We start from the raw sequence: 24,963 nt of genomic DNA, 5'->3' as shown, positions 1-24,963 counted from the left end.
CCGCACCACCAGCCGGCACGGCGGTCAGCGCTCGACAAGTCCGCGTGCTGATGACACACGCCGGCCGTTTCCGGTGCCGGGCTGACGGACGCGAGGATCTTCAGATGTGACAGGTGGCCCCGGTGTGGACACCGGGGCCACCTTCCGGTCAGGCACCCGCCGGTGTGCCGGACCAGGCTTCCTGCGGCGTCAACGGCCGCATCGTGACGGTGTACTCGTAGGTGGAGTCGGGACGGACCTGATTGCGTTGCCGCACCGGGTTCGGCGTGTCACCGACTCCGGTCACGGCGTGGTCGGCGTGCAGCGTGAAGTAGCCCTTGTTGCGCTGCAACATGAAGGGGTACGCCGCGCGTTCCAGGTCGTCGTACTGCGTGACGCTGACGTCCTTCACGCCCGAGACCAGCAGGCCGGACGTGCGGCCGTCGGTGAGCAACGCCCACCGGGTGTCGGTGTGGTTGCCGTGGTCCTGCGGCCGGTGGTACTCGACGTACTGGTCCGCGACGGAACTGGAGTGCACCCCGATCGGTGTGCCGTCCTTGCGGTCGACGTAACTCTCGGCCTTCCGCCCGTACCAGGAGAACGTGGAGTAGCGGTCCGGCACGGACAGCTGGACGCCGATGCGGGGCAGGTACGGCAGCGTCCGCACCGACCCCTGCGGCGTGACCCGGTGGCCGAGCCGCAGCACCCCGGCGGAGTCGATCGCGTAGACCATCGTCTGGTCGAACCAGGCCCCTGTCACGCCGGGCGCGGCGACCCTGCTGTCCACGACGATCCGCGTGGTCTTCACACCGTCCCGCTCGACCCGCACCCCGGTCACGCTGGTCTCCAGACGGTCGAGGCCGGCCTTGCGCCAGTCCTCGCCCTCCGCGCGGCCCCACGTGTAGGTCTCGTTGCTGATCGGCGCGCGCCAGGCGTCGAGCTTCGGGCCGCTGGTGAGCAGTTCCCTGCCCTGCGACCTGATGGACGTCAGCGAGCCGGACTTCTTGTCGACGGTGTAGGTGGTGCCGGCCGCGGTCGCGGTGACCTTGGAAGCGTCCTCCTTGGTGAACACGACGGCCCAGTCCTGCGGCGCCTTGTCCAGGCCCGGGATCTTGCCGCCACCCAGCGAGAACTGGTCGTGGGCGAGCACGTGGCCGTTCGAGGTGACCGTCTCGACGGTCAGGAACCTCTCCCGGTCGGTGTCGTTCGCCGGTACCGGCACCGGGATCGGCGAGGTCGAGGCGGCGGCGACCCGCAACGGTTGCCGTCCACTCTTGACCGTCTTCGACCCCTCGGTGACGCGCCACTTCAACGTGAGGTCGTCGGTGCCGGTGAACTGTCGTTCGTTGGTCACCGTCAGCACGCCGCCCGAGTAGGCGAACCGGATCGGCTGGTGCGCCCAGGCCATCTGCGTCGTCTCGGGTTGCGGCTTGCGGTCCGTGCCGATCAGTCCGTCCACACCGGACAGCGTCGACCCGTACGCGAAGTGCGTGCCGCGTTCCCGCACGCTGTCGAAGTCCAGTGCCAGCACGGCCCCGCCGGCCGGAGCGGCGGACGTGCCGAGCTCCGCGGGGGTCAGCGCCCGGTCGTAGACGCGCACGTCGTCGACGTCACCGCGGGACAGCCGGCCGACGTTCGACGGGTCGTTCCACGACATCTCGAAGTCACGGCCGATGTTCACGTCCGCCGCGGAGTAGTCGATCGCGCCGGTGAACGGCAGGGTGCCGACCTCGGCGCCGTCGATGTACAGCCGCAGCGCCGTCCCGTCGTACGTGCCGCTGACCCGGTGCCACTTGCCGTAGAAGTCGGCGGGCACCTTCGCCTGCACGGCCCGCCACGTTCCACTGTGGACGAAGAACTCCAGCGTCGTCTCGTTCTTCATCTTGAGGGTCCACTGGTGGTCGCCCTTGGCGATGATCGGGAACTGGCCGGTCCACGCACCGGGCCGCACCCACGCGTCGAGCGTCAGCGCGGTGCCGGTGATGTCGAGCCCGCGGTCGCGGTAGACCTCGACGAAGTCGTCGAGGCCCGAGAGCGACAGGGCCTTGCCCCGGTGGCCGTCGACGAGCTTCGGTGCGCCCGACAGCAGTGCGGTGATGTCGTTGCCGGACGTGTCCGGCGTGGTGCGGGTCTTCTGCCTGATGTTCTGCTCGGCCCAGTCCCAGATGAAGCCGCCCTGCGTCTGGGGGTTGGCGCGGATGACGTCCCAGAACTCGCGGAAGTTGCCGAGGCTGTTGCCCATCGCGTGCGCGTACTCACCGAAGATCAACGGTTTGGTCGTGCTCTTCGCCTGCTCGGCGAACCTCTCCGGCGAGGGGTAGCGCGGCCCCCACACGTCGGCGAACGGCGCGTCCCCGTCGGGGTTGTTGGACTGGTGGTAGATCGGCCGGCCGGGGTCGTTGGCCTTGAGCCACCGCGCCATCTCGTGGTGGTGCGCACCGAGTCCTGCTTCGTTGCCGGTGTCCCACATGAAGACGCTGGGGTGGTTCTTGTCGCGCTCGACCATGCCGATCAGCCGGTCGAGGAACGTGTCGCGCCACTCCGGCTGGTTCGCCTGGCACCACCGTGCGCAGTTCTCGTGGTTGTGGGTCTCGATGTCGACCTCGTCGTCGATCCAGATGCCGTGCCGGTCGGCCAGGTCGTAGAAGTACGGGTCGCTCGGGTAGTGCGAGGTGCGCACGGCGTTGACGTTGAGCTGCTCCATCAACGCGACGTCGCGTTCCTGCGCGGCCCGTGGCACGTGCCGGCCGTGGTCCGGGTCGGTCTCCGCGCGGTTGACGCCCTTGAACAGCACGCGCTTGCCGTTGACCAGCAGCGTCCGGTCGCGGATCTCGATCTCGCGGAAACCGGTGGTGTCACTGGTGATGTGCGTGACCTCGCCGTCGGGCGAGGTGAGTGTCAGCACGACGGTGTAGACGTTCGGTGTCTCGTCGGTCCACTTGGCCGGGTTGCGCACCGGCAGCGTCAGCCGCGCCGTGCTGCCGGTGACCTCCTGGCTCACCGAACCGACTTCCTTGCCATTGGTGTCGCGCAGGCCGGCGGTGACGCGATGCGGTCCCGTGGTACCACCGGGTTTCTGGCCGAGCTCGACGTCCGCGGTGAGGGTCGCGTCGGTGTAGGTGGCGTCGAGATCGGTCCTGAGGGTGACGTCCTGGATGAACGTGGCGGGCGTCGAGTAGAGCGACACCGAGCGGAAGATGCCCGAGTACCGCCACTGGTCGTAGTCCTCCAGGTAGGAACCGGCGCTCCAGCGGTGCACCTGCACGGCGAGCTTGTTGCGTCCCGGCCGCAGCGCGGAGGAGATGTCGAACTCCGCCGGGGTGTACCCGCCCTGGTCGTAGCCGACGTACTTCCCGTTGACCCACACGAAGTACGCGGACGTGACGCCCTCGAAGCGCAGGAACGTCTCGCGCTTCGTCCAGTCCGCCGGCACCTCGAAGTCGCGGACGTACGCACCCGTCGGGTTGAGGTCGCGGGGGACGCGGGGCGGGTCGTCCGGCTGCACCTCGGTCGCGATGTTGCGGAAGATCGGGTGGTCGAGGCCGTCGGTCTGCCAGGTGTGGGGCACCGTCACGGTGCGCCAGCCGGACGTGTCGTGGTCGTCGGCGTAGAACCGGGCCGGGACCTCGGCGGGCCGGTCCGCCATCGCGATCCGCCACCGGCCGTCCAGCGACCGGACGAACGGGCCGCGTTCCTCACCCCGTGCGGCCGAGGCGATGTCGGCCTGCGGGCGCAGGAACGCGTGGTGCGGCTCCTGTCCCTCGGCGATCCTGCTCGGGTCCTCGAGGTACGTGTGCACGTCGGGAGGGGGATCGACGGCGGCGGCGATCGGCATCGTCGAACCGGCCGTCACCACCATGACTGTCGCAAGAACGATCGCGCGCCGCACGCGGAACCTCCATGTTCGGACAGAAGTGAACACAAGTGAACAGCCGCTGGACGGCGCCGACAAGGGGCCGCGAGTTCAGGGCCGTTCACGGGGCTCTGGTGTTATCGAACAAGTCGACGCTTGCGTTCGATCCTGTTCGACTGCACGCTCCGAGGGCATGGCCAGGACGTTCGTCTCACTGCTGACCGCCGTTGCGCTGCTCGTGCCGACGCCCGCGCAGGCGCAACCGGGGGTCGGCCTCGTCTCCGACACGGTGCTGGACGCCTCGGCGCTGTACTTCGTCTCGTACGACGGGCTGGTGAACAACAACTCGTTCCAGCAGGACGCGATCCTGACCTACCAGGGCCGCCAGTACGCCACCTGGTACACCGCGAACCGCAGTGCCGTGATCGCGCGCAGAACCGTGGGCGGCACGCGTTGGGAGACCGTGGTCCTGCCGCACCAGCTCAGCACCAACGACTCGCACAACGTGATCTCGCTGGGAATCTCCCCGCAGGACAACACGATCCACGTCGCGTTGGACACCCACAACACCCGCCTGTTCTACCTGCGCTCGGAACCCGGACTGGCGATCGGCGCGCAGCCGTGGACCGCCGCGTCGTTCGGCACGGTGCGGCGCACGCTCGGGGACGTCGAGCTCGGCGCGATGACGTACCCGCAGTTCGTCGTCACGCCGGAGGGCAGACTGCAGTTCAGCTACCGCACCGGCGGGTCGGGCAACGGCGTCAACGAGCTGGCCGAGTACACCGGCGGAACGTGGCGCAAGCTGGGTGCCTGGTCGTCCGCGACGGGCTCGTACACCGGGCCGAACGGCGTGGTCTCCACGACCCGCAACATGTACCTGCACGGTCTGACCTATGACCGAAGTGGACGGTTGCACGCCACTTTCACTTGGCGCGAAGGCAATGCGGGTGTGCTGTGCAACGCCGGCGGCCTGACGAACCACGACACCGGCTACGTCTACAGCGACGATCGCGGCCGAACCTGGCGCAACGGCGCGGGGACCGTCGTCGGCACGACCGGCGGTACGCGGGTCGGTGTCGGCTCACCGGGACTGGTCGTCGACCCGCTCGACCCGAACCACGGCCTGATGAACCAGGAGAGCCAGGCGATCGACACCGGCGGACGGCCGCACGCGGTGATCAGCTACGTCCCCGGCCGCTTCACCCAGTGCGTCTCGAACTACGCCGCCCAGCGCGCCCAGTACGGCCGCACGTTCCACGTCTTCCGCCGTGCGGACGGCACCTGGGCCAAGAGGGAGGTCCCGATCCCGCCGAACCACACCCAGCGCACCAGGATCGTCCTCGACCGCGACGACAACGCCTACCTGGTGATGCCGCGCGGCAAGATCGTGGCGGCCACGAGGGCGAGCGGCTGGACGGACTGGACGACCGTGTTCGACCGCCCCTCGCTGCAGGCGTTCGGCGAGGTCAACGTGGACACGTCCCGCGTTGCCTCACAAGGGATCCTGTCGGTGCAGTACCAGCAGACCTCCACCGGCACCACACCGTCGCCGATCCGCGTCGCCGACTTCAGGCTGGGTTCTTGACCGGGCCGGGGAAGAACATGTTGGTGGTGGCCTGGTACCGCGCGTAGTCGGGACGTTTCTGGACGCTGTAGTGCTCGGCGGGCCGCGCGCCGGTGTGCTTGGTCAGCGTGACGTAGAGCGTCCAGGAGGCGAGGAACAGCCCCAGCGCCAGCAGCACCCACACGACCAGCGGCGTGTCTCCGAACCGGGCCACGAGCGACGGCAGCGCGAGCAGGACCAGCGCGTTCCACTGCATCCACTGGAAGAAGTAGTTCGGGTGCCTGCTGTAGCGCCACAGCCCCTCGTCGCACGTGCGCCGCCCGCCACGCGCGGCGAACCGCTGCTTCTGCCTGTCCGCCACCGACTCCAGCACGTAGGACGCGGCCCACAGGACCAGGGCGACCGAGGACCAGACCGAGAGCGCCGGGTGGTCGGCCGCGACGAGGAGGGCGGGAACGGCGAGCACCGACGCGTTCGCGAGCCCCTGCAACCAGATCTCGTACTGGACGGACCACGTCTCGCTGCGGAACCCCTGCCGCTCCCAGCGCCGCCGCTGGTACTGGTACCGGGGCAGCTCGACCTTGGGCGCGCCGGGCTTCCACCAGCCGTGCTTCACCGTGAGCACCAGGCTCCACAGCCCCATCCGCAGGCCCATGGCGACGTAGGCGGCCGCGGTCGCGACCGTCACCACGCCGGGCTCGGCCGTGAACAGGGTGACCAGGCCGATGCCCACCAGCCCCCACGGCCAGGCGACGTCGACGTACGACACGTGCCGCGTGAGGTACCCGGGGATCGCCGCGGCCAGGGTGAACAGGACGACCTGCACCCCGAGGTTCCACCAGGCGGCCCCCGCCGTCGCCGGAGCGAGCAGCAACGCGGCCCCGGCCAGCACGAACGGCAGCATTCCCCAGACCCGCGGCATGCCGCACTCCTCGTCGCCAGGTGAGACATTCTGGCTGTTTGTCTCAGTGAGACACTTTATACATGCTGTCTCACGCCGAGGCCAACGTGAACCTGACCACCGAGCCCGAGGTGGATCCGGTGATCGCCTGCGCGCTCCGGCAGTTCCTCCGCGAGAGCCGCATCGACATGGGCGACCTCGCCACCGAGGCGGGGATCGGCCGGGCGACCCTCTACCGCCGGTACGGCGACCGCGACCGCGTCCTGGGCGAGGTGCTGTGGGCCATCACGCACCGGGCATGGGCACGTCTGTGGCGGGCCAGCCCGCAGCGGGGCATGGCGCGGGTGGTCGCGGTGCTGGACCAGGCGATGCGCGACACCGTCGCCTCACCGGCCCTGCGCGCCCTGCTCGAACGCGACCCTGAGACCGCGTTGCGGGTGCTGACCTCCCAGCAGGGCGTGGTGCAGCACCGGCTCGTGGCCGGCCTGGCCGACCTCATCCGCGCCGAACGCGACGAGGCCACGTCGGAGATCCCGCTGGCCAAGCTGGCCTACGCGGTGGTCCGGCTCGCCGAGTCGTTCTGCTACTCCGACGTCATCACCGGCGCGCCGCCGGACATCGACACCGCGACCGAGATCATCCGGAAGCTGCTCGCCTGACGTCGCGGGCCGATCGTCGGCGTGACACCACCCTCTGTCGGCGGTCCGTCACCTCTTCTGGGGGTTTAGTCGCGTTCGCACTTGATCTGTGACCTCGCAACTTCACCATTGTGCGCATGACCAGGACACCGATCTTCGACGAGCTGTACGCCAAGTACGTGGCAGGCCCACCCGCGCGGGACGAGACGCCCGCGCCGGTCACGGCTCCGGCGACCGAGCCGCTCGCCGCCTCCTACGCGTGGACGCACCAGGCTCCGCAGTGGCCCGCGGAAAACTGACGGTGCGATGAAGCCGATCGCTGCCGTGCGCGCGACGCCGGCATCGTGCGGTCGTCGTCCGGCAAGGCGATCGACACCCTCATGAAGGGCCTCTGACCTCACAGCTCGGTGTTGATGACCGCCTCCACCAGGACCTCGCCGTCGTCGGTGAGGGAGATGCCGTCGGGGGCGACCACGACCAGACCGCGTTCGGCCAGCGAAGCGAACTTCTCCCGCCACGGGCTTTCGTGCAGGGACGTGCCGTAGGTCGCGCGGTGCAGGTCCTCGCGCACCGGTTGCAGCGTCGACAGGGCCATCTTGACCGCTCGTGCTTCCTGCGCGGTCGCGTCGAACCCGGTGGCGGAGCCCAGGGGCACGCGGCCCGCCTCGACGGCCTGGGCGTAGTTCTTCCAGTTCACGTCGGTGATCGCCTCGGAGGTGCGGCAGCTGGAGCTGCCGCCGAGGCCGATCGCGACCTCGGCCTCCTGCTTGTCCTGGTCGACCATGATGGACTTCCACTTCTCGGGGCCGAGGCCGTCGCGGGCGAAGTACATCGTGGGGTGTTCGGTGTAGCCGGCGGCGCGCAGGCCGTCGGTGAGGACCTCGCGCATCCGGTACTGCTCCTGCAAAGTGGGCCAGAAGTGGCCGTCGCGCACGAGCTTCTCGCGGTACTGCGGCAGCTGCCACGGCGCGGGCTGCTCGCCGGCGACACCGGTCCTGGTCTCGGCGTAGGACTTGAGGTGCAGCTTGGTGCACACGACGGCGGTGACCTCGTTCTCCAGCACCACGTCGAGGTCGCGCCGGACGCTGTCGACGGTCTGGTCCAGCAGGCCGTACATGAGGTCGATGCTGATCCACTCGAAGCCCGCGTCCTGGGCGTTGCGCACGAAGTCGACGCACATCTGCGCGCTGTGCTCGCGGCCGCACTCGCGCAGCACGTCGTCGTCGAACGACTGGACGCCGCTGGAGAGCTTGGTGCAGCCCAGTTCCCGCAACGCCTGCAGCTTCGCCGGGGTGAACGTGCTCGGGTCGCCCTCGAACCGGATCGTCGTGTCCTGCGTGAACCCGAAGTTGTCCTGGTAGAAACCGAGGAGCCGGCGGATGTCGTCCTCCGGCAGCAACGACGGCGTACCGCCGAAGACGTTGAACTCGCCGACCGGGGCGTTCGCGAGCTCCGGCACGCGCTGCAGCCACAACTGCGCCTCGCGGATGTTCCAGTCGACCCACTGCGACAGCTTCTCCCGGTTGCGGCCGCCCTTGACGAGCACGACCGGGTACTGGCAGAAGCGGCACTTGTAGGCGCACGTGGGGATGTAGGACCAGAGGTGGATCGGCGCCGTGGAGGCGAGCTGGCCGCTCAGGTCGGCGAGGAAGTCGTCGACGCCGTAGCCGGGCACGTTGCCGGGGAACACGTGCGCGCCGAACGGGTCCTCGGTCACGTACTCGAGCAGGTGCGCGTTGGCGGGGTCCTGCAGAGCCGCCCACACCCTGGGCTCGGTCAGAACGCGGTCCATCAGAACACCCCTCCGTTGCCGAAGTAGTTGTGCGCCTCGCCGGACTCCCGGTCCTCGCAGTAGTACTTCACGAACTCGGCGAACCGGCCCTCGGGCACCTCGTCGAAGCACTCCGGCAGTGGAGGCGGGTAACCGATGTCCTCGCCGACGGTCGCGCGCAGCCGGGTGAAGATCTCGTCCCGGAACTCCAGGTACAGGCGGTACGACGGTGTCTTGTAGGAGTGGATGGGCAGGAAGTCCACCACGCCCATCTCCTCCTTGATCTCGGTGATCCGCTCCGCCAGCCGGGTCGCGAGGTCGTCGCCGAAGAACGCGAGTACCGCTTTCTCGTCCAGAAAGGACGGTGTGAGCAGCACCGGCAGGACGACGTTCTTGGGCGCGAAGTCCTTGACCGAGAACTCCCACGCCTGCACCGCCTCCGCCTCGGTGAGATCGGCGGTCTGCTTCTCGGGGGCCTCGGGACGGATGTCCCGCATGACGATGATGCCGTCGCTGCCGTACGCGCGGCCGGTGATCACCTCGTCGATCGTGTGGTTGACCCGGCGCGGGTTGATCTCGACCTTCGACCGCGGCACGTAGGTGATGTCGTGGCCGGAGCCGCGGACCTTGATGCCGAAGTCCCAGTCGTCGGACAGGTGGTTGACGAACCGCCCGTTCCGCAGCTGGTAGAAGATCTCGATCCCGCCGACGCTCTCGTAGGCCTCGCGTTCCACCGCGAAGCCCTTGCCGTCCGGGAAGCCGCCGAACAACGAGAACGTCACCGCGCGGCACCGCAACGTCCGCTGGATCGCGTCCCAGAGCCGTGGCCTGCCGACGAAGTGCTCGGCGTTGTAGTAGTAGTCGCAGACGCCGATCGCCGCCTTGCCCTCCTCCATCGCGGAGAACAGCTCGGTGAGCCAGCGGCGGTCCACCCGGCAGTCCGCGTCGGCGGACACCAGGTAGAAGCGCTCACCGGGATCCTTGCGGGCGCGGCTTCGGTGCGCGGCGAACTCCATGCCGGTCCTGCGGGCACACGCGACGCCCTGCTCGCGTTCGCTGATCACGTGCAGGGCCACCTTCGACCGTTCCGCGAACTTGCGCGCGAGGGCGACCGTGTCGTCGGTCGAGTTGTTGTCCACCAGCACGATCTCGTACGTGCCGGGGTCGATGTCGTCCTGGTCGTGCAGGGACTGCAGCACGCCGGCGATGTTCGCGGCCTCGTCGAAGACCGGCAACACCACGCTGATCCGCACGTCCTCGCCCATCGGTGGCGGGAACAGGGAACCGACCAGCTCCTGCGTCGCCGCGCGGCCGTGCACGCCGAGTCGTTGGTTGTGCGCCACCACTTCCGCCCGCCTCTCCGGATCCGTCATGAGCTCCTGCACCCGCGCGGCGAACTCCGGCGTCGGCAGGTCGTGCTCGAGGACGTCGAGCACGGGGGCCTCGAAGCCCGCGTACACCGTGTCGTACAGGGCATATCGGCTCGCGACGTACGGCACGCCGGCCGCGATCGCCTCGCCTATCGGGTTGCCGAAACTCTCGTAGTCGTAGGACGTCAGGAACGACACCACGTCCGCGTGCGCGAGAAGGTCGCGCACCGAGAAACCACCGGACGTCGACTCGCACGGCTCGAGCACCCCGCCGAACACGACGGACACCTGCAGCTCCTCCGCCAGGGCGCGCAGTTTCCTGGTCTCGTCCGGGTTCTCCTCGGTGTCACCCGCGATGAACAGCCACGCGTCCGGCAGCAGCGCGAGCAGGTGCAGGTCCCGGTCGATGCGCTTCTGCGGGATGATCCTGGTGAACCTGGCGATGAGCTTCGCGTCCGGCGGAACGCCGTGGTGCTCGCGGAAGTCGCGCCGCACCGGGAGGCTGGGCGGGGTGAAGGTGTTGGGCAGGACGTCGAGGTTGCGCAGGTGCGGCATCCACTCCAGCGTGCGCCGCTTCGCCTCCTCGTGCAGCGCGAAGTAGTGGATGTGCGGTGAGTTCACCATCGGGGGAGTCGCAGGGTAGGGGAAGCTCCCGTACTTCTCCGGCTCGCTCTGCCACATCAGGTCGTGGTCGCGCCACAGCACGAACCGGCCGAGATCGTGCGCGGCACCGTACGTCGCGATGGCTCGGTACAAGGCCTTCGTGTAGGCGACGTTCTCCGGCAACGTGCCGTTCTCGACCATCACCAGCGTGACGCCGCGGTCCTCCCACGTCCGCACGATCGCGTCGGCGAGCTCCGCGACGACGCGGTCGACGTCCGGAGGTTCGTCGCGTCGCACGGACTCCAGCGTCGCCGCCACGAACTCCTGGTCGTACCCCTCGATCCGGGCCGTGCCGTCGACCCGGTCGAGGACGATCCAGTCCGGCACGCCCTCGTCCCGGTACGGCCGGAAGAAGCGGCCCTTGTCGGCCTTGATGTCGTAACCGAGGTCGAGGTGCACCCGAAAGCCCCGGTCAGCGAAGGACTTGGCGATCTTGACGAACTCCACCACCACGCCGGACATGGCCGTGGCGTCGAACGAGACACCCCAAAGGACGGACACAGGCCGCTCCACTCCGAGTGATTCACTCGTCATCGAACGTAGCGCACACTCGCGTCCCCGCGCCGATCGCGTCTCAACAGGCGTTCGCGCACTGTCCTTTAAGGACTTGCTGGTGTGCGAGCGCGCTGCGGCCGGTCGTTCGCGACTCGAACGCGGCGCGAGGGCCTTCCCGGGAAAGAGACCGGGAAAGGCCCTCGCGCCGCGTTCGGGTCAGCAGGACAGGTTGTCGCCGGTCGGGACCCCGAGGATCCCGGTGATCTGCGTGTACTTGTCGATCCGGCTCTGCACCTGCGCGGGGTTGCCACCGTTGCACTCGATGGACCCGTTGATGCTGCGGATCGTCTCACCGAAGCCGCGGCCGTTGACCATGGCGTCGTGCGGGGTCATCGTGCCGGGGCCGTTCTGGGTGTTCCAGTACCAAAGGCCGGTCTTCCACGCGACGGCCGAGTCCTGTTCGACGAGGTAGGGGTTGCCGAGCAGGTCGATGCCGAGGTTGTCGCCGGCGGCCTTGTAGTTGAAGTTCCAGCTCAGCTGGATCGGTCCGCGGCCGTAGTACGCGGCCTGGCCCGCGGGACAGCCGTAGGGCTGACCGGCGTCGCAGTAGTGCGGGTAGTTGGCCTGGTTCTGCTCCACGACGTGGACGAGGCCGCCGGTCTCGTGGTTCACGTTGGCAAGGAACGCCGCGGCTTCCTGCTTCTTCACCGTGTCGTCGCCGGTGTTGGCGAAGCCGGGGTAGGCGTCGAGAGCCGCCGTCAGGCCGCTGTAGGTGTAGAAGCTGTTGCGGCCGGGGAAGATCTGGTCGAACTGGGCCTCGCTCACCACGAAGGACGCGTCCGATGTGGACGGTTGGGCGGACGAGCTCGTGGCGGGCAGCACCAGTGCGCCGGTGGTGGCGACGAGCGCGGCCACGGCCACTCCGGCGCGCTTCAGGAACCGGGGGGTCGACATTCGGAACTCCTCTTGTCATGCCGGTCGTGCGCGGTACGACCGATCCCGTTGGACTACGGCAATAGGTATGGACCAATCGCAGGGGCGTGAAACCGCTCTCATGGCAGAAGACCGCGACCGGCCCAGTGATCGCCTCGACATCTGGCGGTGAGTAGAGGATCACTGGGCCGAATGGGTGGCGAACGAGGCTGGAGGAGTGCGACGTCTCTACTTTCCGTAGAGATGTCCTGACCGATGCGACGACCAGTCGAGTGGCCTGGTGAGCCGGTGGAGCTACCGCGCGCTGGTGTCAGGCCTTGAGGGGCAGTGGTCGGTTCGAGGGCTCGGACCTGCTGGTGTTCACTTCCGGGCAACAAATGTCAGACGCTTCGGCCAGCGGCTTGACCTGCGGTTTCGCCGCCGTGAACGGCTGGTCGGGCCGCTGCCTGCCCTTGTGTCGGTCGCTGGACCGTGCCTATATTTGCCGAAACGAAATGATGTAAGCGCTTACATTGAGCGTGCGTGAAATGTAAGCGCTTACATCGATTCAGATGGTCGACGACAGGACGGCAGCGCAGTGCGCAAGCAGCAGCAAGCCTCTCCCGGCACCCCGGCGGCGGGGGCGACGATCTACTCCGTCGCCGACCGCGCCGGCGTCTCGATCGCCACGGTCTCGCGGGTGCTCCAGGGCGTGACGGTCGTGGCCGAGACGACCCGGCAGAAGGTGCTCGCCGCCGTCGACGAGCTGGGCTACGTGCCGCTCGGAGCAGCGCGGAGCCTGGCGGTGCGCCATCACGAGGCGCACGGGCTCGTGCTGCCGGAGCTGTCCGGTCCCTACTACGCCGAGTTGCTGATGGGCTTCGAGGCCCGCGCCGCCGAGCTCGCGCAGTCCGTCGTCCTCGTGCTCACCGACAGCCGCACCGATCTGACCGCGGCCGTGCGGCAGCTGGCCACGCGGGTGGACGCCATCGCGGTGTTCGCGGCGATCCCGGACGGGGTGGTGCGGTCGTTGCGCTCCCGCAAGCCGGTGGTCGTCATCGCCGGGGAGCCGGGGGACGGCGTCGAGGCGGTCGCGGCGGAGAACCTGGAGAGCGCGCGCGAGCTCGCCGGGCACGTGCTGGACCACGGCAGGCGGCGGGCGGTGTTCGTCGGTGACCCGGACAGCGGGCCGGACGTCCGCAACCGGTACGCGGGGTTCGTCGCCGCGCACCGCGATCGGGGGCTGCTCGCCGCCGAACCCGTGCGGGTGGCGTTGTGCGAGAGCGAAGGCGTCGGTTTCGCACGTGGGTTGCTCGCCGGTTCGCACGAGGCGGACGCCCTGATGTGCGCCAACGACGAACTCGCGTTGTCGGTCATGACGACGCTGCAGGACGCGGGACGTCAGGTGCCGGGCGACATCGCGGTGGTCGGCTGGGACGACGTCATGGCCGCGCGGTACGTGCGGCCGGGGCTGACCACCGTGCGCCAGCCCGTTCACGAACTCGGTGCGCTGGCCGCCGATCGCCTGCACGAGCTCGTCGCCGGCGAGGCGCCCCGGGCACACGCGCAGATGCTGCCGACGCGCCTCGTCGTGCGCTCGTCGTGCGGCTGCTGAACCACCGTCCACTTCAGACTGAGAGAAGGCGAGGAGTCCATGGTGCACAAGACAGCCAAGTCTCTCGCGGGGGTGTCGGCCCTCGTACTGGTGCTGGCCGCCTGCGGGCGCGGTGACGACCAGGCCGGTGGGCAGAGCAGCGCCGGCATCGCCGACGGCCCCGCCACCGGCACCGTCACCGTCTGGGCCATGGGCGCCGAGGGGGAGAAGCTCCCCGCGCTCGCCGAGGAGTTCGAGGACGCCAACCCCGGCGTCGACGTCCAGGTGACCGCGATTCCGTGGGACGCCGCGCACAACAAGTTCACCTCGGCGATCACGGCGGGCCAGACCCCCGACGCGGCGATGGTCGGATCGACCTGGATGGGTGAGTTCGCGGGCCTCGGCGCGCTCGACCCGACCCCGTCCACGATTGACAAGAAGGCGTTCTTCGAAGGCGCGCAAAGCACGACCGAGGTGGACGGGACGTCCTACGGCATCCCGTGGTACGTCGAGACGAGGCTCCTGTACTACCGCAAGGACCTGGCCAAGACCGCCGGGTACGAGACGCCGCCGAAGGACTGGCAGGGCCTCAAGGAGATGGCCAAGGCGTTGCAGGCCAAGGCCGGCGCCAAGTTCGGGATCGGGCTGCAGGCGGGCGGCACGGGGTCCTGGCAGTCGTTGCTGCCCTTCGCGTGGTCGAACGGCGCGTCCCTGACCAAGAACGACAACGGGGCGTACAACTTCGACAGCCCCGAGCTGAAGGAGGCGCTGGAGTACTACGGTTCCTTCTTCGCCGAGGGCATCGCGGACAAGGGAGCCCCCGCACAGCCCACCACCGAGCCCGACTTCGTCAGCGGCAGGGTGCCGATGTTCATCTCGGGTCCCTGGATGATGTCGGCGGTCGAGAAGCTCGGTGGTGACGGCTTCAAGGACAAGTACGACGTCATGCCGATGCCGGTGAAGAAGACGTCGTCGAGCTTCGTCGGCGGGTCGAACTTCGTCGTGTTCAAGGAGACGAAGAACCGCGACTCCGCGTGGAAGTTCGTGAACTGGCTGACGGACAAGAAGACCCAGGTGAAGTGGTACCAGCAGGCGACCGTCCTGCCGTCCGTGCGCGACGCCTGGCAGGACCCGGCCCTCACCGCCGACACCTTGCTAGCGACGTTCGGCAAGCAGCTCGAGACCGCTCAGGCGCCGCCGACCTTCGCCACCTGGGAGCAGGCGATCACCGCGCTCGACACCGAGGTCGAGAAGGTGGCCCGCTCCGGCGCCGATCCGGCCGCGGCCCTCAAGGCGGCCCAGGCGTCGGCCGACTCCATCGGCACAGGGAAGTGAGCTCGCCCGCGGCGACCCGCCGCCGCGGGGCCGAGCGGGCGGCGTGGTTGCTGATCCTGCCGTTCTGCCTGCTGTTCCTCGTGTTCACCGCGTGGCCGGTCGTCCAGTCGCTGTTCATGAGCCTCACCGACACCCGCAACCGCGACCTGCGCACGCCGTTCGCGGTGGAGTTCGTCGGCCTGGACAACTACCTGCAGGCGTTCGCCGACCCGCTGTTCCGCACCGCGGCCGCGAACACCGCGTACTTCGTGCTGGCCGGCGTGCCGCTCACGCTGGTCATCGCGCTCGGGGCGGCCGTGGTGCTGGACAAGGGGATCTCGCGGTTCCGCGCGTTCTTCCGGCTGGGCTTCTACACACCCGTGATCACCTCGATCGTGGCGGTCGCGGTCGTGTGGAGGTTCCTGCTGCAGGACGAGTTCGGGCTGATCAACACCGTGCTGGGCTGGGTCGGGATCGACGGCCCGAACTGGCTCGGCGACCCGGACTGGTCGATGCCCGCGCTGATCCTGATGGCCGCGTGGCGCAACTTCGGCACCGCGATGATCATCTTCCTGGCAGGGCTGCAGGCGGTACCGGCGTCCCTGCACGAGGCTGCGTCCATCGACGGCGCCGGCGCGGTGCGGCGGTTCCGGTACATCACGCTGCCGCTGCTGCGCCCGACACTGCTGTTCGTCTCGGTGACCACGGCGATCGGCTACCTGCAGTTCTTCGAGGAGCCCTACGTCATGACCAACGGCGGTCCGCTCAACTCGACGATCTCGGCGTCCATGTACACCTACCGGCAGTTCGGTTTCGGCAACTACGGCTACGCCTCCGCCATGAGCTACCTGATCTTCGTCGTGATCGCGGTCGTCACCGCCGTGCAGTTCCGCCTGCTGCGGGAGAGGAGCTGACCATGACCCGGCAACGCTGGTGGCTCTACGTTCCGCTCACGGTCGCGCTCGTCGCGGTGGTCGCGCCGTTCGCCTGGATGGTGCTGGGCAGCCTCAAGGGCGAGGGCGAGATCCTGGCCAACCCGCCGACGTGGCTGCCCGAGTCCGCGTCACTGGACAACTACACGCAACTGTTCTCCCGTCTGCGGTTCGGGACGTACTTCCTGAACTCGGCCATCGTCGCCGTGCTGGTCACGGCGGGGAACCTGCTCTTCTGCTCGATGGTCGGCTACGCGCTCGCCAAGCTGGAGTTCCGGGGCAGGCGGACGCTGTTCCTGGTCGTCATGGCGACGCTGATGATCCCCGGCGTGGTGACGTTCGTGCCGCTGTACGTCCTGGTCGTCAACGCCGGGCTGGCGAACTCCCTGCCCGCGCTGATCCTGCCGTTCCTCGTGTCGCCGTTCGGGGTCTTCCTGATGCGGCAGTTCATCACGGGCCTGCCCGGTGAGCTGCTCGACGCCGGACGCGTCGACGGCGCGGGCGAGGTGCGCATCTTCGCCCGCATCGTCCTGCCGCTGTGCGGGCCCGCGCTCGCCACGCTGGGCATCCTCACGTTCCTGGGCAGCTGGAACAACTTCCTCTGGCCACTGGTGGTGGCGCAGCAGGAGAGCGAGTACACGCTTCCCGTCGCCCTCGCCCTCTACTCGACCGGCCAGAACTCCATCCAGTACGGCCTGCTCCTCGCCGGGGCCACCATCGTCGTCATCCCGGTGCTGCTCGTCTTCCTGGTCTTCCAGCGGCGCTTCATCGAAGGCATCGCGACCACCGGCATCAAGTGAGAGGTCCGAAGGGGACTCACATGAACTCAGCCGCAGGGATCACCCGCCGAACACTGTTCCTGGGAACCGCCGCCGCGCTCGCGCTCCCCGGCACCCCGTCCGCACTCGCGGCGCCCGGCCGGGGGTACGACCCGGCCCGGATCCGCGGCTGGGCCCGCGACACCTGGCGCAGCCTCGTCGCCATGACACCGTCGGGCACCGGCCTGCCCGCGGACAACATCCCCGAGTCGCTCGCCCCGGCCGATCGCTCCGGTTACACCTCGCCGACCAACATCGGCGGCTACCTGTGGTCGACGGTCGTCGCCCGCGAGCTCGGGTTCATCTCGAAGGACGAGGCGTCGGCACGGCTGCTCCGGACGCTCACCACCCTGGAGCGGATGGAACACCACACCGCGAGCGGCATGTACTTCAACTGGTACGACGAGGAGACGGGGGAGGCGTTGCGCGCCTGGCCCGGCACGGGCGCGGTCGTCCACCCGTTCTGCTCCAGTGTGGACAACGGCTGGCTCGGCGCGGCGCTGCTCGTCGTGGCGGGAGCGGACCGCGCGGCGGCCCCGCCGGCACGGCGGCTCTTCGCGCGCATGCGGTGGGACTCCTTCTACAACCCCGGCGACGACCCCGAGCACCCGGTGCGGCCCGGCGGTCTGGTCCACGGCGGGTTCTTCCCGTTCGACCACGACCGCCCCGGCGGCGTCTACCGGGGCACGCACATCGGCGGCGACCCGGTCTGGCTCACGACGCACCACTACGACACCACGGTCTCCGAGACCCGCATCACCAGCTACCTCGGCATCATCACCGGCCAGATCCCGCCGAAGCAGTACTTCGCGATGTGGCGGACGTTCCCGGCGTCGTGCGACTGGTCGTGGCACGAGACGCAGCCGGTGGGGGAGAACCGCACCTACTACGGCATCGAGGTCTTCGAGGGCGCCTACACCTACCGCGGCATGCGGATCGTGCCGGGCTGGGGCGGGTCGATGTTCGAGGAACTGATGCCGGACGTGTTCGTGCCCGAGGCCAGGTGGGCGCCGCGGTCGTGGGGCCGCAACCACCGGCTGCACGTCCGCGCGCAGCGCGAACACGGGCTGGTCGAGGCGAAGTACGGTTACTGGGGCTTCAGCCCGGCGAGCAACCCCGCCGGCGGCTACCGCGAGTACGGCGTCGACGCGCTCGGCATGGGCCCGGGCAACGAGCCGGGCAACGGCGCCAACGGGTACTTCTCCGACCAGGAGATGACGAACTACGACGTCGGGTTCGGCTCCTGCCGTCCCGCCACCGCCCCCACGCCCACGTTCGGCGACGGAGTGGTCACCCCGCACGCCGCGTTCCTGGCGATGATGCACGAACGCGATGAGGCCTACGCCAATCTCGTTGGCATCCAACAGGATCTGCGTGCCTACGGTTCGGGAGGCTTCTTCGACTCGGTCGCCGTGCGGTCGGGTGCCGTCGCGCGGCGCTACCTCTCGCTGGACCAGGCGATGGTCATGGGGGCGATCGGCAACGTCCTGTGCCGGGACGTGATCCGGCGCGCGTTCGCGACCCCCGCCGTGGAGCGGGCGTTGCGGCCGGTGATCGGTGTAGAGGAGTTCGGCGCGAGCCGGGCTTGAGCACAACGGAGGTGTTGGCATGCGGCCCGTGCGGCTGATTTCCGAGGACGGTGTCGAGTACCGCGACCTCAACGGCAACGGTGTCCTGGACCCCTACGAGGACCCGCGGCTGCCCGCGGCCGAGAGGGTGGAGGACCTGCTGTCCAGGCTCACGCTGGAGGAGAAGGCGGGACTGCTGTTCCACACCGTCATCGAGGCGGGAGCGGACGGCACCGTGAAGGAGGCGCCGGGTGACATCAGCAAGTCGCCCACCAGCGTCGTGATAAAGGAGAAGCACCTCTCGCACTTCAACGTGCACGCACTCCACGACGCCCGCATGGCCGCGCGCTGGCACAACAACCTCCAGCGCATCGCCGAGAGCACGCCGCACGGGATCCCGGTCACCATCTCGACCGACCCGCGGCACGCGTTCCTGGAGAACGCGGGTGTCTCCTTCACCGCCAAGGCCTTCTCCCAGTGGCCGGAGGCGCTGGGACTGGCCGCGCTGCGCGATCCGTCGCTCGTGCGCCGGTTCGCGGACATCGCCCGCCAGGAGTACGTCGCGGTCGGCATCCGCTACGCCCTGCACCCCGCGATCGACCTGGCCACCGAACCGCGCTGGGCCAGGCAGGCGGGCACGTTCGGCCAGGACGCCGCGCTGACGTCCGAACTCGCCGTGGCCTACGTGCGGGGGTTCCAGGGGCCGTCGCTCGGACCGGACTCGGTCGCCTGCACCAGCAAGCACTTCCCCGGCGGCGGCCCGCAGAAGGACGGCGAGGACGCGCACTTCCCGTACGGCCGTGAGCAGGTCTACCCGGGCGGCCGCTTCGACGACCACCTGGCGCCGTTCCGCGCGGTCGTCGAGGCCGGTACGGCGGTGGTGATGCCGTACTACGGCATGCCGGTCGGGCTGGAGGTCGACGGTGAGCCGATCGAGCAGGTCGGGTTCGGCTACAACCGCCAGGTGGTCACCGGGATGCTGCGCGACCGCCTCGGCTTCGAGGGGGTGGTGCTCACCGACTGGGAGCTCGTCATGGACAACCACGTCGGCGACAAGGTGCTCCCCGCCCGCGCCTGGGGCGTCGAACACCTGGACCCGCACGGCCGGATGGAACTGGCCCTCGCCGCGGGAGCCGACCAGTTCGGTGGCGAGGAATGCGTCGAAGTCCTGCTGGAGCTGGTGGCGCAGGGCCGCGTCACGGAGGCGCGGATCGACGAGTCCGCCCGCAGGATCCTCGCGCTGAAGTTCCACCTGGGCCTGTTCGACGATCCGTTCGTCGACGAGGACCAGGCGGCGGAGACGGTGGGACGACAGGACTTCCGCGACGAGGGCCACGCCGCCCAGGCCCGTTCGGTCACGGTGCTGCAGGAGGGGCCGGACGCGGCCGCGCTCCCTCTGAGGCCAGGACTCAGGCTCTACGTGGAGAACGTCTCGCCAGAGGTGGCGGCACGCCTCGGAACCGTGGTCACCACACCGGAAGAGGCGGACGTGGCGCTGGTGCGGCTGATGGCGCCGTTCGACCCGCGCTCCGACCTGTTCCTGGAGTCGTGGTTCCACCAGGGCTCCCTCGACTTCCCGCCGGGCCTGGTCTCGCGGCTCGCCCGCATCGCCGCCGTCTGCCCGCTGGTCGTCGACGTGACGCTGGACCGCCCGGCGGTGCTGACGCCGTTGCTCCCGCACGTGTCGACCCTGGTCGTCAGCTACGGCAGCACCGACGAGGCCCTGGCCGACGCGCTGACGGGCGTCTTCCCCGCCCAGGGCAGGCTCCCGTTCGACCTGCCCCGCTCGATGGAGCAGGTGCGCCGGCACGCCGAGGACGTCGCGGGCTACGACGACCCGCTCTTCCCGTTCGGGCACGGCGCACCGTCGAGCTAGCCCAGGCCGCGTCACGTGAGTGGGCGGGCATCTGGCAGGACCGTCTCGGTGATCTCCACGAGTACGTCGAGCAGTTCCGGGGCGACGATGTTGTCGTTGGTGATCGAGGCAATGCCCTGGAGCGTGGCGAACGGGACGATTCCGACGGGACCGTCGCGGCGGAGTCATCCACGAGCATTGCCATGCTGCTTAACCTGCATGGACGAAGTATTCGGCACGCACAAAGTCACGGCACCGATGCAGACGACGGGACGTGAGGTCGTCGCGGTGGTCAGTTCTTGCCGTGGCGGTCGAGGTCTCGACGCCGACCAGGCGGCGCACCAGCGGTACCACCAGACCGTGGTGAGCAGGCCTGTGACGAGCGCGCCGAGCCAGTGCGGCGAGAGCGCCAGCGGGTGCACCACCTCGGTCTTGAGCCTGAGGTGCATCAACTGGTCGAGCCACCAGCCCGGTCCGCCGTCGACCAGTTGGTCGAGGGCTTGGGACAGCGGCAGCGAGGCTAATGGCAGCAACCTACGAGCGGCAACGGGAACCGGTACCCATGACGGTCATCGCGGGCGCCCTTGCGCAGGTCGGCCAGTTCGTCGAGCAGTTCGCCCGGATCAGTCGTCGTCTCGTTCCTCCCAAACTGTGTTGCGATGCCGCTAGGTCTGCGTTGCGCACCGGTCTTGTCAGTGCGGGCGGGCTGCCGAGAGGAGACGATCAGGCGGACCCGTCCTCCCATTGGTCGCGCAGCGCGACCGCGGCTCGGTACTCCGGGCGCTCGTGACGGTCGAACAGCATGATCGCCTCCTCCAGAGCAGGCAGCGCGTCTTCCGGTTCGGACTGCAGCCGGGCGCAGGTGAACAGCGCGTTGGCCAGGTCCGGTTCGAAACGGGCCGGCGCAGCCTGGACCGCTTTGCGGTAGAGGTCCACCGCCTGGGTCGCGTGCTTCAGTGCCGAGGACACGGGGAGCCTGGCCGCGAGACACGAGTGCGCTGCCGCGCGCCGGTGCACGTGGGCCCACTCATTCGCCTCGTACAGCCGTGCGGCTAGGTCGACGGCCTCCTGCGCCGCGGTCAGCGCGAGGTCGTCGCGGCCGGCCTCTGCCGCTCGTTCGGACTGGTTGACCAGCACCTCGGCGAGCTCCGGCTCGTACTGGAACGGTTGCGCGGCAGCGAGACCGCGCAGAATTCGCACGGCCTGGGTCACGTCCGCCAGGGCGTTCGCGTGTCCGGATCTGGCTTTCTGCCGGCCGAGGTTCGCGAGGGCGGTGCCGAGGTTCGCGTCCGGCCGCTCCCACTCCCGCAGCTGCATCCTGCTCAGCATCGACTCGGCGTCCTGCGCGAGCCGCAGCGCGCGGACTGGTTCGCTCAACTCGCCCAGCAGCACGCTCTGCAGGATCAACGACTCGCACAGGCCGGTGGTGTACTGGCGCGAGTCGCTCGCCCTCAGCCTGCGGTAGTCGGCGGCCGCGCGTTCCGCCGAGGCCAGCGCCATCTCCGGTTTGCCCGCGCGGAACTCGCTGCGGGCCAGCCGCAGGTGCAACGGGGCGTCCCGGGCCGGGCTGCGATCGCCCTTGAGCAGTAGCCGCTTCACCAGCAACTGTTCGACGGCGGCTATCGCGGGGTCGAGGTGCACCTGCCGTTGTGCGGCGGGTGGTGCCGCAGAGCTGAGCACCTCCAGCAGTTCGACGTCGGCGTTCGGGACGACCAGCATGATCGCCGTCGGGCCCGCGTCCATGACCAGCTCGGGTCTCCTGCGCACGAGCGGATTCAGGAACCGGACGGCGAGCTGCGGGTAGCGCGCCGCCGCGTGCCCCAGCGCCTCGACCGACCGGGGTGCTACTGCGCGGTCGGGGAAGCGGGACTCGGCGATGGAGGTGAGCAGCTCGCGAGCCCACACCGGGTCGACGCCGAACCCGCCGTCGCCCTCGGCCAGTACCGCGCCGAGCAGGTGGTCGGCGAGCTGGCACGGCCCCAGCGGGTCTAGCGACTCGTGGTCGAACGGGTAGAGGCGTTCGTACGCCGCGAGCAGCGGCAACCAGCCGTCTGCGGAGGCGATCAGTCCCAGCTGGACGCACAGCGTACGGGCGGAGCCGACGTGCAACGGTCGCAACAGTGTGGCGAGGAACACCAGAGCCGCGAGCTGCTCGCTCAACGCCGACTCCTGGTTCGCGCGGTACAGGTGTTCCTCGCGCAGCAGCACTTTCGCCGCCCGTGGGTCACCGTCGCGCCGCGCCATCGTGCTCAGTGCCGCCGCGACATCCCCCTCAGCGCCGAGCGCGTCGACGGCGAGGTCCGGGTCCGGTGCGGCCTCGCGCGCGGGCACCAGCCTCTGCTCTCTCCAGTCCACTTCGGACGCCGTGAACGTGCGCGCGATCGCTGTCCACCACGCTCCGGCGTCGAGTGACAGCAGCAACACGCGCGTCTGCACCGTGCCGTCCAGCAACGCCGCCAGCATGCCGCGCAGGTGTTCGGGCCGCCACGACTCGGCGCGGTCGACGACTAGCAGGATGCCGCTGCGGCCGGCCCGTGGTTTCTCGTCGCTCAGCCAGTGCGCCGCCGCCGGGTCCTGCCGTCCCCGGTAGACCTGCCACCCCTCCCGCTCGGCCTCCGAGGCCAGCTGCTTGGCGAGCCGGACGCGCTGTTCCTCCAGCTCACCGTGCAGCAGCCGTACCGCCGACCTGCCGTCCTGCGTCAGCCACGTGTGCAGTGCGGCGAGCGACGAACGGTCGACCGGTATCGAGTCCAGCACCTTCGTCAGCAACGCCACAGGCTGGCTCGCCCGGTCCGCCGTGCTGGTCCCGAACCGCACCGGTTGCAACCAGAACCGCGCGGCTTCGCCTCGTGCGCCGTCCAGCTCGACCAGCACAGGGGAGGCCTCCACCGTGTTGCCGACCGCTTCGGGGACCTCGAACACGCGGCCGTCCAACGTTCGCAACCACACCGCACCGGGACCTCCCGGGTCGAAGTGGGACCACCGCGAGAGGTCACGCCACTCGCCGCGGTCGTGCCCGCGTTCGGCGAGCCAGACGTACGGTGGAACGTGGTGCGGCAGCTTGATGGTGGCGCCGCCCTGGACACCGTCGCCCAGCACCAGCCGGCCGTCGTCCCAGCGCACGCCGACGGTCCGTCGCAGGTCGTCCTCGCCGACATCGTGCGCGACCGGTCGCAGGATTTCGTCGATCACCTGGTCGGTCATCTCCGAGGGCTGCGCGGTGATGTCAGCCGCCCGCAGCTTCCGCGCGTTGAGCACGAGGTGCCAGCCATCGGTGCTCTGCAGGACCTCCTGGGGCAACCGGCGCATGGCGTCCACGACCCAGCCTGCCACGCCCTCGCGGCCGTCGACCCGCATCGCCCTGGACGCGCGTCTCAGCAACGCGCATGCAGTCGCCAGCCCGTCCTCCCCACCCGTGCAGGCGAGCCAGGTGGCTTCCTCCTCCAGGGCCAGCACGGGGGAGAGGTTGCGGTGGATCTCGGTGATCACCGCGCGCAGGGTCTCCAGCACCGGTCGTTCGAAGCGGTCGAGCTGTTCCCGCAGCATGCACAGGAGGTTCGGCCGCAACGCGACCACCTGTGGCTGGCGCGCCCCGACCCAGTCGCTGAACCAGAAGTCGGACTCCGCTCCCACGTCGAGGTGGGGCAGGACGGCGAGCCGCACCGCGCGGACCAGCTCCGCCTCGATCCGCGTCGCGAGGCTCAGCGCCACCGCGAGCTGCACGTCCGGCCGGTGTCGCGGCCTGGCCAGTTCCTCCCGCAGGCGGTCCCGGATCACGCCGCCCTCCCCAGTGCCGCCCTCACGCCGCCGACCGTCGTCACGCGGTCCCAGCTCACGACGGGCAGCAACGCCGTCAGCCAGGCTGGCCAGCGGTCGCGGGAGAACGGCACGAGCGCCACCACTCGGCAGTCCCGTTGCCGGAGCCACCGCACGTACGACTCCCAGGAGGGCTGGTCCGCCCGTCCCCAGCGGATACCGAAGCCACCGACCACCAGCACCGCCCGGCCGGGCGAGGGGTGCCGGTGGCCGGGCTCCAGGCGGCTCGGCGTCCCGGTCAGCACGCTCACCCGCGTGGACGACGCTCCGACGACGTCGCGCACCACGTCGACGAGAGCACACTGGTCGCGCCAGAACAAGGACATCGCTTCGGACTCGTCCAGCAGCACGTGCGCGCCGAACCGCAGCGTTGGCCGTGAAGTGCGTGGCAGCTCGCGCACCGCCCGTGCCGACGCAAGCTGCTCCACCAGGTTAGGCACGTCGATCTCGTCGTCCGGTGCCCGTCGGGAGAGCAACGTCTGCACCACCGCCGACATCGAGGCCCGCCGCAACAGCGGCTCGTGCGGAGGATCAGTCATGAGCTGCCGATCGCTGAGCTTCGGCAGCGTTGGCACGGCGTCCGGCGCCCACGGAGGATCTGCGACCGTCTCGAGCCACAGTTCGCGCAGCCCGATCATCGGGTTCCGGTCCGGCTGCAGGGGTTGCGGTGCACCGAGCCACGGATCCCGCCGCCGGTCGGCGTACTCCTCCTCGCCCTGCGGGACCCGGTTGAGCGGTGGCGTCTCGGCTGGAGGTGCCGCAGGCTCCGCGGGAAGCGTCGGCGCCGAACCTGCATCCGGTGTGGACAGGAACTCGGCCGGATCGACACCGAGCATCGCGCGGATCTTCCCGATCGTCACAGCGTCAGGTTGCTTTTCGGCGGCTACCGCCCTGATGACGTCGGCATACCAGATCGCGGG

17 protein-coding genes are annotated in these 24,963 nt (G+C 69.5%); 9 read left to right on the top strand and 8 right to left on the bottom strand.

What is annotated here, in order from left to right; all coding sequences use genetic code 11:
- Positions 1-148 precede the first annotated feature (148 nt).
- Positions 149-3,838 carry a glycoside hydrolase family 2 TIM barrel-domain containing protein gene (locus ACWF7A_RS19395; RefSeq protein ID WP_452251872.1) on the bottom strand — a complete coding sequence of 1,230 codons (3,690 nt, stop codon included), beginning with the start codon at positions 3,836-3,838 and terminating at the stop codon, positions 149-151.
- Between the two features lie 187 nt (positions 3,839-4,025).
- Here ACWF7A_RS19395 and ACWF7A_RS19390 point away from each other — a divergent pair, with 187 nt between their 5' ends.
- Positions 4,026-5,417 (top strand): BNR-4 repeat-containing protein, encoded by a 1,392-nt coding sequence (locus ACWF7A_RS19390; RefSeq protein WP_452251826.1) that lies wholly within the window; start codon positions 4,026-4,028, stop codon positions 5,415-5,417.
- Here ACWF7A_RS19390 and ACWF7A_RS19385 read toward each other — a convergent pair.
- Positions 5,401-6,318 carry a DUF1295 domain-containing protein gene (locus tag ACWF7A_RS19385; RefSeq protein ID WP_452251825.1) on the bottom strand — a complete coding sequence of 306 codons (918 nt, stop codon included), beginning with the start codon at positions 6,316-6,318 and terminating at the stop codon, positions 5,401-5,403. The two genes, ACWF7A_RS19390 and ACWF7A_RS19385, sit on opposite strands and share 17 nt — an antisense overlap.
- A 62-nt stretch (positions 6,319-6,380) precedes the next feature.
- Between ACWF7A_RS19385 and ACWF7A_RS19380 the strand changes: the two genes are divergently transcribed.
- Both ACWF7A_RS19380 and ACWF7A_RS19375 read left to right on the top strand, forming a co-directional pair.
- Positions 6,381-6,956, top strand: a complete 576-nt coding sequence (locus ACWF7A_RS19380) for a QsdR family transcriptional regulator (protein WP_452251824.1) — start codon at positions 6,381-6,383, stop codon at positions 6,954-6,956.
- 116 nt (positions 6,957-7,072) lie between these two features.
- Positions 7,073-7,234 carry a hypothetical protein gene (locus ACWF7A_RS19375; protein ID WP_452251823.1) on the top strand — a complete coding sequence of 54 codons (162 nt, stop codon included), beginning with the start codon at positions 7,073-7,075 and terminating at the stop codon, positions 7,232-7,234.
- Positions 7,235-7,332: 98 nt separating this feature from the next.
- Here the strand turns inward: ACWF7A_RS19375 and ACWF7A_RS19370 are convergent, their stop codons facing one another.
- From ACWF7A_RS19370 to ACWF7A_RS19360, 3 genes are all read right to left on the bottom strand, one after another.
- On the bottom strand, positions 7,333-8,727 hold the full coding sequence (locus tag ACWF7A_RS19370; protein ID WP_452251822.1) for a radical SAM protein: 1,395 nt from the start codon (positions 8,725-8,727) through the stop codon (positions 7,333-7,335).
- Entirely contained in the window at positions 8,727-11,240 is a 2,514-nt protein-coding gene (locus tag ACWF7A_RS19365) for a glycosyltransferase (RefSeq protein WP_452251821.1), read from the bottom strand. The genes ACWF7A_RS19370 and ACWF7A_RS19365 overlap by 1 nt, the downstream gene beginning before the upstream one ends.
- Positions 11,241-11,450: 210 nt before the next feature.
- Positions 11,451-12,188: a chitinase gene (locus ACWF7A_RS19360; RefSeq protein WP_452251820.1), complete on the bottom strand. Its 738-nt coding sequence runs from the start codon at positions 12,186-12,188 to the stop codon at positions 11,451-11,453.
- 556 nt (positions 12,189-12,744) lie between these two features.
- Here ACWF7A_RS19360 and ACWF7A_RS19355 point away from each other — a divergent pair.
- From ACWF7A_RS19355 to ACWF7A_RS19330, 6 genes are read left to right on the top strand one after another with little or no spacing between them, the layout of a single operon-like run.
- Positions 12,745-13,761: a LacI family DNA-binding transcriptional regulator gene (locus ACWF7A_RS19355; RefSeq protein WP_452251819.1), complete on the top strand. Its 1,017-nt coding sequence runs from the start codon at positions 12,745-12,747 to the stop codon at positions 13,759-13,761.
- A 42-nt stretch (positions 13,762-13,803) separates the two neighbouring features.
- Positions 13,804-15,075, top strand: coding sequence for a sugar ABC transporter substrate-binding protein (locus tag ACWF7A_RS19350; RefSeq protein ID WP_452251818.1), 1,272 nt, complete (start codon positions 13,804-13,806; stop codon positions 15,073-15,075).
- Positions 15,072-15,968 (top strand): carbohydrate ABC transporter permease, encoded by an 897-nt coding sequence (locus tag ACWF7A_RS19345; RefSeq protein WP_452251817.1) that lies wholly within the window; start codon positions 15,072-15,074, stop codon positions 15,966-15,968. The genes ACWF7A_RS19350 and ACWF7A_RS19345 overlap by 4 nt, the downstream gene beginning before the upstream one ends.
- Before the next feature lie 2 nt (positions 15,969-15,970).
- A complete protein-coding gene (locus ACWF7A_RS19340) occupies positions 15,971-16,786 on the top strand; it encodes a carbohydrate ABC transporter permease (protein ID WP_452251816.1) in 816 nt (271 codons plus the stop codon).
- Positions 16,787-16,806: 20 nt separating this feature from the next.
- Positions 16,807-18,393, top strand: coding sequence for a glucoamylase family protein (locus tag ACWF7A_RS19335; RefSeq protein ID WP_452251815.1), 1,587 nt, complete (start codon positions 16,807-16,809; stop codon positions 18,391-18,393).
- 19 nt (positions 18,394-18,412) lie between these two features.
- Positions 18,413-20,248, top strand: a complete 1,836-nt coding sequence (locus ACWF7A_RS19330; RefSeq protein ID WP_452251814.1) for a glycoside hydrolase family 3 protein — start codon at positions 18,413-18,415, stop codon at positions 20,246-20,248.
- 164 nt (positions 20,249-20,412) lie between these two features.
- Here the strand turns inward: ACWF7A_RS19330 and ACWF7A_RS19325 are convergent, their stop codons facing one another.
- The 3 genes from ACWF7A_RS19325 to ACWF7A_RS19315 form a co-directional block, all read right to left on the bottom strand.
- A complete protein-coding gene (locus ACWF7A_RS19325) occupies positions 20,413-20,760 on the bottom strand; it encodes a hypothetical protein (protein ID WP_452251813.1) in 348 nt (115 codons plus the stop codon).
- A gap of 190 nt (positions 20,761-20,950) precedes the next feature.
- Positions 20,951-24,004, bottom strand: a complete 3,054-nt coding sequence (locus tag ACWF7A_RS19320; RefSeq protein WP_452251812.1) for a hypothetical protein — start codon at positions 24,002-24,004, stop codon at positions 20,951-20,953.
- Complete coding sequence (locus ACWF7A_RS19315; RefSeq protein ID WP_452251811.1) at positions 24,001-24,903, bottom strand: hypothetical protein; 903 nt, start codon at positions 24,901-24,903, stop codon at positions 24,001-24,003. The genes ACWF7A_RS19320 and ACWF7A_RS19315 overlap by 4 nt, the downstream gene beginning before the upstream one ends.
- Positions 24,904-24,963: the final 60 nt, after the last annotated feature.

This window comes from Lentzea sp. NPDC055074 (assembly GCF_053608005.1).
This window is presented reverse-complemented; position numbering and strand designations above follow the sequence as displayed.

Bases quoted from the DNA above. Each gene is read 5' to 3' on its own strand.
- ACWF7A_RS19395 (WP_452251872.1), bottom strand. From the start codon at position 3,838: ATGGTGGTGACGGCCGGTTCGACGATGCCGATCGCCGCCGCCGTCGAT.
- ACWF7A_RS19390 (WP_452251826.1), top strand. From the start codon at position 4,026: ATGGCCAGGACGTTCGTCTCACTGCTGACCGCCGTTGCGCTGCTCGTG.
- ACWF7A_RS19385 (WP_452251825.1), bottom strand. From the start codon at position 6,318: ATGCCGCGGGTCTGGGGAATGCTGCCGTTCGTGCTGGCCGGGGCCGCG.
- ACWF7A_RS19380 (WP_452251824.1), top strand. From the start codon at position 6,381: ATGCTGTCTCACGCCGAGGCCAACGTGAACCTGACCACCGAGCCCGAG.
- ACWF7A_RS19375 (WP_452251823.1), top strand. From the start codon at position 7,073: ATGACCAGGACACCGATCTTCGACGAGCTGTACGCCAAGTACGTGGCA.
- ACWF7A_RS19370 (WP_452251822.1), bottom strand. From the start codon at position 8,727: ATGGACCGCGTTCTGACCGAGCCCAGGGTGTGGGCGGCTCTGCAGGAC.
- ACWF7A_RS19360 (WP_452251820.1), bottom strand. From the start codon at position 12,188: ATGTCGACCCCCCGGTTCCTGAAGCGCGCCGGAGTGGCCGTGGCCGCG.
- ACWF7A_RS19340 (WP_452251816.1), top strand. From the start codon at position 15,971: ATGACCCGGCAACGCTGGTGGCTCTACGTTCCGCTCACGGTCGCGCTC.
- ACWF7A_RS19335 (WP_452251815.1), top strand. From the start codon at position 16,807: ATGAACTCAGCCGCAGGGATCACCCGCCGAACACTGTTCCTGGGAACC.
- ACWF7A_RS19330 (WP_452251814.1), top strand. From the start codon at position 18,413: ATGCGGCCCGTGCGGCTGATTTCCGAGGACGGTGTCGAGTACCGCGAC.